Raw genomic sequence first — 14,576 nt, forward strand, 5'->3', positions numbered from 1 at the left:
GACACACAAGACTAACAATATCAAGAATAAAAAACATGCTAAAAGAAAAATAAGAATATAAACAAAAAACATCACAACATTACACACTACATATCTAACATGAAAAATCCTTAACTTAACAGCTGTGAATTTTTATATCATTTTTATTTGATTATACTAATCTATATTTTATACTAATCTATATTTGTTTAGTATCTAACATGTTTAAATGATCAATATAGATGAAAACAAAACATTTCAATTATAAGGTGAATTAACATGGAGCCTAAAAGCAATGAATCCTTGAGTAAGAAGAATATATATAATTATTTAACTAAAATAGCTATTATACTTGTAATATTCACATTAATAGCTATTATAACGTCAGGTGCTAATGCAACAGACATTTCAATTACATCTGATAGTACTGATGGAATTAATGGAGCTATAAATAATGCAACAGATTCAGTTAACACAATTACTTTAAGTGAAGGAAATTACAACAAAAGCACAGATAAAAACAACAATATCTCATTTTCAAACAAAAGTCTAAATTTCACTGGAAATGGTTCAGCAGAAGAAGTTGTTATTGATGGATTAAATGAGGGACAACTATTTAAAATTGATGGATCAAATAATAATATAATTTTTGAGAACTTAACCTTTAAAAACGGAAATGCATCAGAAGGTGGAGCTATATTTATTTCAGGTGAAAACAATAGTTTAACCATCATAGGATGTATATTTGAAAACAACTATGGCAATATTAGTGGAGCTATCTATAATAATGGTTCAACTTTAAATATAATTAATTCGACATTTATAGAAAACAGTGGAGATATTAGTGGAGCTATATACAATGAAGATAGTCCTAATGTACTTATAGATAATTCTAACTTTATAAATAATAGTGCATCCGATACTGGAGGGGTTATTTACACAGGTCATGGTAATTTCAGTGTAAGCTTCTCTAATTTCACAAACAATAGTCATATAGCTATTTATATAAATTCTACCAAGGCGTTTATTAATTCATCAATAATTGCTGAAAGTGATGTTGCTATAGGGCTTGGATTTGTGAATTCTGCTTATGATTTAGATGAAAATATTTTAAATAACAATAATACAATAGAAAACAATACTATTTTAATGATTATTGAGGGTAATGGTAATTCTATAGGTAATGGTACTTTTAATAGCTATTCTACTAATCTCAAAGGTATTGTTGTATCTGGATTTGATAATAACTTTTCTAACATTTATTTAAATGGATTTATCAATGCTTTAATTTTTAATGATAGTAGTAAGAATAATATCTTCCTAAATTCTACCTTTGATAAAAATGAGGTGGCTATTGTAATCTATGGAAGCAATAACACTATTAGTACTTCAACAGTGATTAATAGCCTTGTTGGGCTTGTATTAAATGGAACAAATAATTCTTTTATTTACAATCGTATTCATAACAATACTATGGGAATGGAGAATTATGGTGAAAACAATGTTGCTAACTTTAATTGGTGGGGTAGAAATAATATAACTGATTATTATGAGGACTATGGAACTAATCTTAGTTTGGACTACTACTATGTTCTTCGTTTATCTTTAAACAACACTTTCTTTACTGAAAATGATTCAGTGATATATCCTATTTATCAAAATGCAACATTAACTTCAAGTTTTGGTTTAAATTCTGAGGATGTTGTAAATAATATTACTTTACTTCCTCCTTTTGAAGTAGAAATTATTTTAAAAAATAGTACTGGATTGATTAAAAGTGAATTAATAGATTTAAGGTCTAATAATTTCTCTGAAGATATTACATTATCAAAATATAACTTAAATACAAATATTTCTGCTTCATTAGATGATGAAAATATAACTCTATCAATCAATGCTGATATAGTGAATTTAACTATTACTAATATTGTAAATTCCACTTCAAGTGAGCATAATATTAAAGATAACATCACTTATATTATTACTGTCACCAATAATGGCATAACTAATGTGAGTAATCTATATGTTACTAATATTATATTAGATAAAGATAAACTAAACTTTATTAATTATACTGCAACTGAAGGTGCTTATGATTATGCCACTGGTTTATGGACTATTGAAAATTTAAACTCTGGAGAAATAGCTATTTTAGAGATTAATGTTACTATAATAGCTATTGGCACTATTGAATCTTTTGCTAATGTATCAGTCAATGATTCTGATATTAATGATAAAAATATTGGAAATAATACTAGCTCTATTTCTATTGATGCTTTAAGAATTCCAGTAACCTTAACACAAACAAATATAACAACTAATCTTGGTAAAACCATTAAATTAGAGTCTACTTTAACTGATAAAAATAAAGAAGCTATTGTATCTAAATCAATTAAATTTTACATAAATGGAACTTATCTTGGAACCAATATTACTAACTCTAAAGGGTCTGCATACTTTAGTTACACTCCAAAAAAAACAGGTATATTATATTATACTTCATCTTTCACTGACTCTTCGAAAGATTATGCTTCCTTTAATTCATCTAAATCTAAAATAACCATAAATAAATTTGAAATTAATTTAGCTATTGGATTATCCACTGGTTATGTAGGATATAAAAAGTCATTTAAAGTTAAAGCTACATATATCAAGGGTAAGGTAGCTAATAAATCATTTACAGTATATATCAATGGGAAAAAATTAGGTACTTATAAAACCAATAGCAAAGGAGAATTTACCTTTAAGACCACACCTACAAACACATCTACTAAAATTCAAATAAAATCCGCTGAAAACAGTAAATATGTAGCTATTTCTAAAACTTATACTTCTAAAGCTAAATATAAATCTTTTACTCTTAAGTATAAAGTTAAAACTTCAAATAGTAAACTTACTTCAATTAAAACTAAAGCTTATTATTATAAAAAAGTTAGCTTATCAGTTAAAGTAGCAAATAAAAACGGAAAACCAACTAAAGGAAAATATGTCCAGTTTTACATTGGAAACAAGTACTTAGGAAAAGTAAAAACAAACAAAGAAGGAATAGCTATTTTAAAATATACTCCTAAAAAAACTTAGACACATTTAGACACTGATTTTGCAAAATAACGAAAAATATTCTCATATGTAATTTATTAAGATTTTCTTATTTTTATTATTCTTATTTACAATATTCTAAAATTAAAAATTAGTTTTTTTAAAATAGTATTTATAAAAATTAAGAGAAATTATCATGTACACAATAAAAGGAACTTATGATGGAGAAAAGTTTAGTTTTGAAAATCCTTTACCTAAAGGAAACTATAATGTAGAACTAAAACTTTCTAAAATAAAAGAAAAAATAGATGATAGATTAAAGGAAATCATTGAACTCTCTGGCACTTGGGATGATGAAGATATGAAAATTTTTGAAGAAATTTTAGATGATAGAAAAAATTTTTCAAAGGTAGAGAAGAATATGATATTCCTTGATACAGATATAATCATAGAATATTTCCATGGGAATTAAAATATTACAGAACACTTATTAAATTAAACAAAAAAAGAAACAATTAGGTACAAGTGCAATATCTGTTGATTTGATTGTAGCAACAGTTATGAATAATAATGGAATTTTAGTCTCAAATAATACAAAACACTTTAAAAACATTGAAGGACTAAGATTAACAAATTGGATGTAAATTTTTAAGGAAAAATAACTATCATTCAAACTTTTAAAAAAAGTTTGATCAAAAGTTGTTTCCAAAAATAAAGCATTTTAATCATAGGAAATGCTTTTATTTATATGAAACAATTTAAGGCGATATTTGGAAAATTTTTTATTATTATTTTTTACATAATTATGATTAATATATTTCAATTTCATGAAATATCTTTTGATTAATTTTTTTTTTAAAAGCTTGTTCTTATTCCTGTCATTATTTTTTTCATGGTTAAATTTATATGATGTGGTTACTATATGTGTTAACAGGAGATATTAAAATGACTGAAACATCAAAATTATACAAGGGGTTTCAAACAACAATCCCTAAAAATATTAGAAATAAAATAAATTTGGATTTAGAGCATGTTTTAGATTGGGATGTGCTTGAAAATGGTGAGATTAGAGTAACTCCTAGAAAATCGACTGATTTTATGAGTATGTGTGGTATGTTTAAATCTAAAGGTCCTGCTGATGCGGTTAAATCTGTTAGAAAAATGAGAGAAGGTCGTGAAGACTATTGATATTTATTGATACTGGCTTTATAGTGGGTCTTGTTGATAGTAATGATCAATGGCACAATCATGCTGCATCATTAGTTTCTAAAATAAATAATGAAAAAAGAGTAATATGTAATGCAGTTATAATTGAGTCTTTAAACACAATAGGTAAGCGTCTTGGTAGTGAAGCGATTAAACAATTGTATATTAATCTTAAAGAAAATTTCATTATTTATAATGAAAATAGGGCATTATATGATAAAGCAGTTTCAACACAAATAAAATATGGAGGTAAATTATCTTTAGCTGATTCTATAATTATTGAAATAATGAAAGAATTGAATATCACAAAAATTGTGTCTTTTGATCATCATTTTGATAATAAAGAAAAAATTGTGCGAATTGCACATTAAATTAGAATTTTGAAAAATTGAACTGACTAACAGTTGTTGGAGAGAGTCATATTGTTTTAGTCAATGGATAAATATTTTTTAAAGGGCAGTTTAAAGTTATATAATAATAACTACAAAATATGCAACTAATAAATTTAATAAAAATCTGTGGAATTTCACTGTTCTTATTACCTTTTATAAACTCAACAGAACCTTCTTCTTCTAATTTATTAAGTTTTCTTTGAATATTAGCAACATCTATATCTGTTAATCTTGCTAATTCACTAATGGACTTTGGTGTTTAATAAAATTCATTAGTTCAAAATCTGAAATATTCTATCTGGATTTTCAGCATAAATTATTTTCTGTTGTTCAATCTCTTCAGCAGGATGTTTAAGGAAATATTCCCAATTTTCAAGATCCATTTCAAGCTTCATATTTTCGGTTCTATTGAATGCTCTTTCCAATACATCGTTAGATCCATACTCTTTTTCTAAGCTTTTAACAAGTTCTTTCCCACTCATTTTTTTAGTTAAGTAATTCTAATATCTTAATCATCCCATAATATTTATTAATTCATATTTTAATATTTCTATTGTCTAATTGTTTATATTTTTTTAAAATGGCTGCCTATTATTAATTTTACAGAGTTTAAAGTCTGTAAATTATTATTGGTATATAAATGTATATAAACTATTTTTTTGATTTTGAATTTTTTAATAATTGTTCCATGTTATTTGATGGTGTAATACAAAATTTTTTGCATTACAAGGTTTTTTATTTTTAGTATATATTCATTTATTTTTTTTTATTTTCAACGATTTTTAACAATTCATTTTTATAATAACTTTATTAAAATAGCTATAAATAAAATTGTATCTTATTTTACATAAATATTCTGATTAAACATGATTAAGTCTGTTTTAACAAATATTCCCTCTTATATATGCATAATTAACTTGGCTAAAAAGTTTTTAAAACTGAACATTATTTTAGTTCGTATATAATAGAAAGTTTTATATATTATAAAATATACATGCTAATTATATATTATCTATGTATAATCAAATTAATTTTAAGGTTTTAAATAAGTTAAAATTATCTTTAAATCATTATAATTCATTTTATTTCTTAAATTATATTTTAAAAATTAATTTACTAAATATAAATAGGTATAATGAATTATCATGATAAATAATAGATTATAATATGATTTAGAATTACTAAGTGATAATCCAAATGTTAATTGTTTTAATTATAGATTTAACAATTAAAAATGTTTGAAGAGATTTAAAGAGGTGTAATATTGAGAAAGATTAAAAAAAATAATTATTTAAATAAAAATACTCCCAACTTGGAGAATAATAATCACAAAATCTTAAAAATAGCTATTTTATTATCTATAGCTATTTTATTAATTAACATATCATCAGTCAGTGCTACTGATTTTACAATTGATGTAAGTAATGAAACTGGTGTTAATGGAGCTATAAGTACTGTTGAAATTGAAAATGACAGTGATAATGTAATCACATTAGAGGCTGGAACATATAACAAAGCAACAGACCGTAACAATAAATTAACATTTTCAAATAAAAACCTATTAATTCAAGGAAATGGTGCACCAAATACAGTAGTTATTCATGGAAATAACTCAGGAAGCCTGTTTAATATCACAGGTGGAAATAATAACATTACTTTCCAAAATATAACTTTTAGTAATGCAAAAATTACAGGAAATGGAAGTGCAATGTATATTGGATCAACAAATAATGTTAACTTAATAAATTGTATATTCACAAATAATGTAGCATTACATGTAAAGGGACTTGTTGTTGGAGGTGCTATATACAACAATGGGGGTAATTTATATATAGCAAACTCTACTTTCACATCTAACATTGCAGATAGTACTTTAACTGATGATTTAGTTGCTCGTAGCTATGGGGGCGCAATATATAATAAGGGAGGTAGTTTAAGATTAGAAAATTCCATATTTACAAATAACAGTGCAAGAAGTGGTGTTAAGTATACAAATGTTGAAAGTTATGGTGGAGCTATTTACAATACAGCTAATAACTTAAACATAAGTAATTGTAACTTTACAAATAATTCAGCAAATATAACTCTGAATTCGGCATATGAGTATTTAGTTTATACTTATGGTGGAGCTATCTATAATACTGGTGCTAATCTCAGTATAAACAACTCAATATTCACCTCTAATATTGCTTTGAGTAGTGGTAATACTTTTGATAGTTACAGTTATGGTGGTGCTGTTTATAATACTGGAATCAATTTAAATGTAAACAACTCTAAATTTACAAATAATAGTGCTAAGAGCCCAGTTGTTACTGCTTCTGCTTATAGTTATGGTGGAGTAATATATAATCAGGGTGCTAATTTTAATATAAGTAATTCTGATTTTACAACTAATATTGCAAACAGTACTGCTACAAGTACTGATGTTATGGCACGTTATGTTTACACTTATGGTGGAGCTATCTACAATAATGTTGATAACCTTACTATAGTCAATTCTCGATTTACAAATAGTATGGGATATGGTGTATTTACACATAAGTCTAGTAGAGTGGATACGGCTTATAGTTATGGCGGAGCTATATATAACACTGGTATTAATCTTAATATAAATGATTCTACATTCACAAGAGGTTATGCTTACACTCAAAGTGGTAGTGGGAATGCTTATAGTTATGGTGCTGCTATCTATACTACTAATAATAATTTCAATCTAGTTAATTCCAGTTTTTCAAATAACACTGTCTATAGTTATACAGCAAATACTAGTCGTGCTGCTAACAGTTTTGGAGGTGCAGTTTACAGTGGAGGAAATAATTTTAATATAAATACATCTACATTTGTAAACAACATCCTCACATCTAGCGCACCTAGTGGTACTGCAACTAGTCGAGGAGGGGCATTATATATAAGTGGCAGTGGAGTTTTAAATCACAATCGTTTATATAACAATCCAAGTACTCAATTATATGTTGCTAGTGGAACTGTTGATGCTGATTACAATTGGTGGGGAAACAACAGTCCAACTGTCGATGGTACAATCCTAAATAATTATCATGTCCTAACAATGGAAAATTTAACAATTGATTTAGAAACTGGAACTGGAACATTTGATTATCTATTCTACCTCAATACTAATGAAGAACATGATGTTAATTTGATTCCATACTTTGGAGGTAGAGTATACATTAACACAACTACTGCAACTATTGCTATGAACCTTACTTTTGATGGTAATGACACTAAAGCCAATGGTACATGGGATGCTAGATTCAACAATACAGTTGATTTTGATTTTGATGGTGTAGGTATTGCCAATAAAAATGTGACATTTAAACTTATAGTTGATGGTGTAACACAATCATTAAGCTTATTTGCAGGGCAAATGATCACAATAACTAAAGTGAACTCTCAAAATGGAACATATGGTGATAAAATACTTATCGTTGCAAACCTAACAAACCAATCATATCAACCAGTACCAAGTAAAACTATTAAATTCTACATTAATAAAAGTAATGACCTAGTTTATATGGGTAGTAATATTACCAATGGAGAAGGTATTGCAAATTTAGAATACATTATAAATGGCACTGGTAATTGCACAATATTTGCAGTATTTGAAGGAACTGGATTATACACTAACTCTAACAGCACAACAAAACTAACCTTTTCACCTCAAACAAGTGCATTAACAGTTTCTAATATTGCAGTAACATTTAATCAGTCAGTTGCTCTAAATGCTACATTAACAGATAGTAGTAATAATTCGATTGTTAATAAGTCTGTTGGTTTTTATGTGGATGGGGAGTATATTGGAAGTAATGTTACGGATGATAGTGGAATAGCTGTTTACTATTATGCTCTAAACAATACTGGCAATTTCACATACTATGGAACATTTGTAGATTCTGAAGGAAATTATGAGTCAGTTAATTCAACAGAGAGTAGTGTTGTGGTTAATCAAGCACAAAGTATGTTAAATGTGTTTAATGTTACTGCAACATTTAATCAGTCAGTTGCTCTAAGTACTATACTAACAGAGAGTGCTAATGACTCAATTGTTAATAAGTCTGTTGGTTTTTATGTGGATGGGGAGTATATTGGGAGTAATATTACGGATGATAGTGGAATAGCTGTTTATTATTATACTCCAGACAATGCTAGTAATTTTACCTATTATGTAGTATTTGTCGATTCTGAAGGAAATTATGAATCTTCTAATTCAACAAACATAACAATCACAGTTAATCAAGCACAAACAATATTGGTGGTGAACAACACCATAGCGACATTCAATCAATCTGCAACATTAAGTACAACATTGAAAGACATTAATAATGAGTCTATTGTTAATAAGTCTGTTGGTTTTTATGTGGATGGGGAGTATATTGGGAGTAATGTTACGGATGATAGTGGGATAGCTGTTTATTATTATGTTCCAAGTAATGCTAGTAATTTTACCTATTATGTAGTATTTGTCGATTCTGAAGGAAATTATGAATCTTCTAATTCAACAAACATAACAATCACAGTTAATCAAGCACAAACAATATTGGTGGTGAACAACACCATAGCGACATTCAATCAATCTGCAACATTAAGTACAACATTGAAAGACATTAATAATGAGTCTATTGTTAATAAGTCTGTTGGTTTTTATGTGGATGGGGAGTATATTGGGAGTAATGTTACGGATGATAGTGGAATAGCTGTTTACTATTATATTCCAAATAATGCTAGTAATTTTACCTATTATTCAATATTCATAGATTCTGAAGGAAATTATGAGTCAGTTAATTCAACAGAGGGTATTGTTGTGGTTAATCAAGCACAAATAATATTGGTGGTAAACAACACTATGGCGACATTCAATCAATCTGCAGCATTAAGTACAACATTGAAAGATGATAATAACATCTCAATTGTTAATAAGTCTGTTGATTTTTATGTGAATGGAGGATATATTGGGAGTAATGTTACTGATGATAGTGGAATAGCTGTTTATTATTATACTCCAAGTAATGCTAATAATTTTACATATCACACAGCATTTGTAGATTCTGAAGGAAATTATGAGTCACTTAATTCAACAGATGCTACTGTTGTGGTTAATCAAGCACAAAGTATATTAAATGTCTTGAATGTCACTGCAATATTTAATCAGTCAGTTGCTCTAGGTATTACATTAACAGATAGTGGTGATAATTCAATTGTTAATAAGTCTGTTGGTTTTTATGTGAATGGGGAGTATATTGGGAGTAATATTACTGATGATAGTGGAATAGCTGTTTATTATTATACTCCAAATAATGCTAGTAATTTTACCTATTATGTAGTATTTGTCGATTCTGAAGGAAATTATGAATCTTCTAATTCAACAAACATAACAATCACAGTTAATCAAGCACAAACAATATTAGTGGTAAACAATACTATAGCGACATTCGATCAATCTGCAACATTAAGTACAACATTGAAAGACATTAATAATGAGTCTATTGTTAATAAGTTTGTTGGTTTTTATGTGAATGGGGAGTATATTGGGAGTAATGTTACTGATGATAGTGGGATAGCTGTTTATTATTATGTTCCAAGTAATGCTAGTAATTTTACCTATTATGCAGTGTTTGTAGATTCTGAAGGAAATTATGGGTCAGTTAATTCAACAGATGCTACTGTTGTGGTTAATCAAGCACAAAGTATGTTGGATGTGTTGAATGTTACTGCAATATTTAATCAGTCAGTTGCTCTAAGTACTATATTAACAGATAGTGCTGATAATTCAATTGTTAATAAGTTTGTTGGTTTTTATGTGAATGGGGAGTATATTGGGAGTAATGTTACTGATGATAGTGGGATAGCTGTTTATTATTATGTTCCAAGTAATGCTAGTAATTTTACCTATTATGCAGTGTTTGTAGATTCTGAAGGAAATTATGGGTCAGTTAATTCAACAGATGCTACTGTTGTGGTTAATCAAGCACAAAGTATGTTGGATGTGTTGAATGTTACTGCAATATTTAATCAGTCAGTTGCTCTAAGTACTATATTAACAGATAGTGCTGATAATTCAATTGTTAATAAGTCTGTTGGTTTTTATGTGAACGGAGAGTATATTGGGAGTAATGTTACTGATGATAGTGGGATAGCTGTTTATTATTATGTTCCAAGTAATGCTAGTAATTTTACATATTATGGGGCATTTATAGATTCTGAAGGAAATTATGGACCTTCTGAATCAGAAAATATAACAGTTGTAGTTAACTTAGCACAAACTGTGTTAATGATAAATAATACCTCATCTACATTTGATCAGCCAGTTGCTTTAACTACAACATTGGTGGACAGTAATAATGAGTCTATTGTAAATAAGTTTGTTGATTTTTATGTGAATGGAGAATATATTGGAAGTAATGTTACTGATGGTGATGGAACAAGTGTTTATTATTATGCTCCAACTAATATTGGTAATTTTACATATTATGTAGTGTTTGTAGATTCTGAAGGAAATTATGAGTCAGTTAATTCAACAGATGGTATTTTTGTGGTTAACCAAGTACAAAGTATGTTAAGTGTGTTTAATGTTACTGCAACATTTAATCAATCAATTGATTTAAGCGCTATCTTAATAAATAGTAATAATGAGTTTATTGTTAATAAGTTTATTGGTTTTTATGTGAACGGAGAGTATATTGGAAGTAATGTTACTGATGATAGTGGGATAGCTGTTTATTATTACACTCCAAACAGTACTAACAGTTTCATATATCATACATCATTCATAGATTCAGAAGGATTCTATGGAATGTCCAATTCAACAATTAAGAACGTTACAGTTAATAAAATATCAACTATAATAACTGCATTTAATCTTACAGCTACTGTTAATCAAACTGTTATTTTATATACTATATTAAAGAATGATAAAAACCAGTCTATTGTAAATAAAACCATTAAGTTCTATGTAAATGAACAATACATTGGAAGCAACACTACAAACAATAATGGAACAGCTATTTATTACTATGTTCCGTTAAGTGTAGATTATCTGACTTATTTCACTTCATTTATAAGTTTTGAGGGTAGCTATGGAAATTCTAATTCAACCGAAGCCAAAATTACGGTTACTGAAGTAAATCAGAATTCTACTGATAGTATTACGGTAGATACTAATTATACTGCTCCTCCACTAAATGATCAGAATATTACTGCTCCTCTAGTAAAAGGTAACGATTCTACTACTCCTCAAGTAAAGGATAATAGTTCTATTGACTCTCAAATATTAGGGGAGAATATTAATAAAACTCAAGTAGGAAACCAAAATTCTACTAAACCTCAGGTGGAAAATCAGAATATTAGTAAACCTCAAGTAGGAAACCAAAATTCTACTAAACCACAGGTGGAAGATCAGAATATTAGTAAACCTCAAGTAGAAAATCAAGAATTAGAAGAAGAATCTATAGTAAAACCTAATAAACAACCTATAGTAAACTCAACAACACCTATAAAACATTTAACAGTGAAAAAAGTATCAAAAACAAAAACAAAAATTAAATTAAGCGTTATTATATCAAAATATTATATTGGTAGTAAAACAACAGTTTCAGTGAAAGCACAGAATACAAAAGGTAAATATTTGAGTAAAAAAGTATTTACTGCCTATTTAAATGGTAAAAAATTAGGTGAATATACTACAAACAGTAAAGGACAATTTAAAATTAAAACTCTACTTAAAAAGAGTAAAAACAGACTAACAATTAAATATGCTGGAGATTCACAATATCACAAGTTAAATAAAACTTATTCAGTTAAAGCAAAGAGTAAAACAGCTATTAAAATATATCCAATCAAAGCTAAAAAGGGAAGTATTGTTAAATTAAAAAGCAGGTTAACTAGTAGTAATGGAGTTCCATTAGTAAATAAACATATTAAATTTTATGTTAAAGGTGAATATGTTGGAAAAGCTAAAACTAACAAAAAAGGAATAGCTATTTTAAAATATAAAATCTAAATTATAATAAAAACACATTATGTATTTTAGTTTAAGTTATTTTAAGTTATTTTAAGTTAATTTTACTTAAACTTTGTATTATTTTTTATTTATTCATTTTTCATCTATGATTATAATTTATTTATTAAATTTTTAATTAATATTTATATTAGTCATGCTTTAATACTTTTATTCTTCGTTTATTAAATATTTTAACATTTCTTTTCATAAAACACTTATTTAACACCATATTTCTGATTTTTAATCTATTTTTAACCTTTATTCAATTATTGTTATTAATTTTTTCGATTTATTTAATATCTTATTTATACTTTTCTACTTGATTTTCTAAGTAACCTTTATATTAATAGCTATTCTAAAATAGTATTAGTACGTTTAATGTTAGCTTGTAATGCATTGAAGTACATGAAATTTTTAAATAAAATGAATCAAAAATTTATTTACTAATTTAATTTATTAAATATTTCATTTATAATGAAGTATTATTTAGTTAATTAAGTTTGATTTATAAATTTAGTTTATTTGATTAAAAATATTTAGTTAAAAATCTTAAATAGAGGAGGAAAAACTCTATGGCTGACGATGATGTAAAAATTGTAATGTTTTGTTGCAACTGGTGTTCCTACGGTGGAGCAGACACCGCAGGTACCGCAAGGATGCAATACCCAACTAATATAAGAGTTATTAGGGTAATGTGTTCAGGAAGAATTGAACCTCAATTTGTTTTAAAAGCATTTAGAGAAGGCGCTGATGGAGTTCTTGTAACTGGATGTCACCACGGTGACTGCCATTATGATGCAGGAAACTATAAATTAGATCGTAGAATGAGATTAATTTATAAATTGGCTGATGATCTTGGAATTGGAAGAGAAAGAATACACCACGATTGGATTTCCGCATCTGAAGGTGAAAAGTTCTCTGCAACCGTTAAAATGATGGTTGGTAGAATTAAGGACTTAGGAAAATCTCCTTTGAAAGAACAATTAGATGCTGAGGCTTAATTAGGAGGAAAATAATATGGCAGATAAAGCTAAAATAGGGACCATGTGGTTAGGCGGATGTTCTGGTTGCCACTTATCAATTGCTGATTTTCACGAATCACTATTAGATGTTTTAGAATTAGCAGAATTTGAATTCTCTCCAGTTTTAATGGATACTAAATATGATGAAGTACCTGAACTTGATGTACTTATTGTAGAAGGTGGAATTAGAAACGAAGAAAACAGAGAATTAGCTGAAATGTTAAGAGAAAAAGCTAAGTTCGTTATTAATTATGGTACTTGTGCTTGTTATGGTGGAGTTCCAGGACTTGGTAATTTACATACTGTTGATGAATTGGAAGAAGAAGCATACGTAAATTCTCCAAGTACTGTAAATCCTGAAGGTGTTATACCTAACGAAGAAGTACCTCACTTAGAAAGCAGAGTAAGACCACTCGGCGAGGCAATTGATGTGGACTTAAATGTTCCAGGTTGTCCACCAAGATCTGATGTTGTAGCTCAAGCTGTAGTTGCTTTACTTAAAGGAGAACCTGTTGAATTACCAACAACTAACCTTTGTGATGTATGTCCAAGAGAAAAACCACCTGAAGGATTGTCTATGGATTTCATTAAAAGACAATTTGAAGTTGGAAAACCTGAAGAAGATCTTTGTTTAATCTCTCAAGGTTTAGTCTGTTTAGGACCAGCAACTATTTCTTTATGTGGTGCAGAGTGTCCAAGTATTGCTGTACAATGTAGAGGTTGCTATGGACCTACTTCTAAAGTATCTGATGCAGGTGCTAAAATGATTGCTGCGATTGCTTCTGATTATAAAGTAGGTGAAGATAAAACTATTGATCCAGAGTTAGTAGCAGATCAATTAGATGATATTATAGGAACTTTCTATACTTACACATTACCATCTGCTTTAATACCAGCTAAAATGCAGAAAGGGGGTAAATAATT

The 14,576-nt window shown here is 27.7% G+C and carries 9 protein-coding genes; 7 read left to right on the forward strand and 2 right to left on the reverse strand.

What is annotated here, in order from left to right; translation table 11 throughout:
• The first annotated feature begins 258 nt into the window (after positions 1-258).
• From MBFIL_RS01390 to MBFIL_RS01405, 4 genes are all read left to right on the forward strand, one after another.
• Complete coding sequence (locus MBFIL_RS01390; RefSeq protein WP_066970751.1) at positions 259-3,060, forward strand: DUF11 domain-containing protein; 2,802 nt, start codon at positions 259-261, stop codon at positions 3,058-3,060.
• Between the two features lie 154 nt (positions 3,061-3,214).
• Positions 3,215-3,490 (forward strand): hypothetical protein, encoded by a 276-nt coding sequence (locus tag MBFIL_RS01395; protein WP_066970754.1) that lies wholly within the window; start codon positions 3,215-3,217, stop codon positions 3,488-3,490.
• A gap of 473 nt (positions 3,491-3,963) precedes the next feature.
• A complete protein-coding gene (locus tag MBFIL_RS01400) occupies positions 3,964-4,206 on the forward strand; it encodes an AbrB/MazE/SpoVT family DNA-binding domain-containing protein (protein WP_066970756.1) in 243 nt (80 codons plus the stop codon).
• A complete protein-coding gene (locus MBFIL_RS01405) occupies positions 4,203-4,595 on the forward strand; it encodes a type II toxin-antitoxin system VapC family toxin (RefSeq protein WP_066970758.1) in 393 nt (130 codons plus the stop codon). The genes MBFIL_RS01400 and MBFIL_RS01405 overlap by 4 nt, the downstream gene beginning before the upstream one ends.
• 46 nt (positions 4,596-4,641) lie before the next feature.
• Here MBFIL_RS01405 and MBFIL_RS11300 read toward each other — a convergent pair whose 3' ends face one another.
• Complete coding sequence (locus tag MBFIL_RS11300) at positions 4,642-4,863, reverse strand: hypothetical protein (RefSeq protein WP_449405477.1); 222 nt, start codon at positions 4,861-4,863, stop codon at positions 4,642-4,644.
• A 25-nt stretch (positions 4,864-4,888) separates the two neighbouring features.
• Positions 4,889-5,098 carry a hypothetical protein gene (locus MBFIL_RS01410; RefSeq protein WP_066970761.1) on the reverse strand — a complete coding sequence of 70 codons (210 nt, stop codon included), beginning with the start codon at positions 5,096-5,098 and terminating at the stop codon, positions 4,889-4,891.
• Positions 5,099-5,880: 782 nt separating this feature from the next.
• On the opposite strand from MBFIL_RS01410, the gene MBFIL_RS01415 reads away from it, so the two are divergent.
• From MBFIL_RS01415 to MBFIL_RS01425, 3 genes are all read left to right on the forward strand, one after another.
• Positions 5,881-12,630, forward strand: coding sequence for a beta strand repeat-containing protein (locus MBFIL_RS01415; protein ID WP_066970763.1), 6,750 nt, complete (start codon positions 5,881-5,883; stop codon positions 12,628-12,630).
• A gap of 572 nt (positions 12,631-13,202) precedes the next feature.
• The gene (locus MBFIL_RS01420; RefSeq protein ID WP_066970765.1) at positions 13,203-13,631 is read left to right on the forward strand and encodes a hydrogenase iron-sulfur subunit; all 429 of its coding nucleotides are present in this window, start codon (positions 13,203-13,205) and stop codon (positions 13,629-13,631) included.
• A gap of 16 nt (positions 13,632-13,647) precedes the next feature.
• Positions 13,648-14,574: an NADH-quinone oxidoreductase subunit B family protein gene (locus MBFIL_RS01425; RefSeq protein WP_066970767.1), complete on the forward strand. Its 927-nt coding sequence runs from the start codon at positions 13,648-13,650 to the stop codon at positions 14,572-14,574.
• Positions 14,575-14,576 lie beyond the last annotated feature (2 nt).

Source organism: Methanobrevibacter filiformis (assembly GCF_001639265.1).
In the GTDB taxonomy this organism is placed as follows: Archaea; Methanobacteriota; Methanobacteria; order Methanobacteriales; family Methanobacteriaceae; genus Methanacia; species Methanacia filiformis.

Coding starts and splice junctions, on each gene's coding strand:
- MBFIL_RS01390 (WP_066970751.1), top strand. CDS start 259: ATGGAGCCTAAAAGCAATGAATCCTTGAGTAAGAAGAATATATATAAT.
- MBFIL_RS01395 (WP_066970754.1), top strand. CDS start 3,215: ATGTACACAATAAAAGGAACTTATGATGGAGAAAAGTTTAGTTTTGAA.
- MBFIL_RS01400 (WP_066970756.1), top strand. CDS start 3,964: ATGACTGAAACATCAAAATTATACAAGGGGTTTCAAACAACAATCCCT.
- MBFIL_RS01410 (WP_066970761.1), bottom strand. CDS start 5,098: ATGAGTGGGAAAGAACTTGTTAAAAGCTTAGAAAAAGAGTATGGATCT.
- MBFIL_RS01420 (WP_066970765.1), top strand. CDS start 13,203: ATGGCTGACGATGATGTAAAAATTGTAATGTTTTGTTGCAACTGGTGT.
- MBFIL_RS01425 (WP_066970767.1), top strand. CDS start 13,648: ATGGCAGATAAAGCTAAAATAGGGACCATGTGGTTAGGCGGATGTTCT.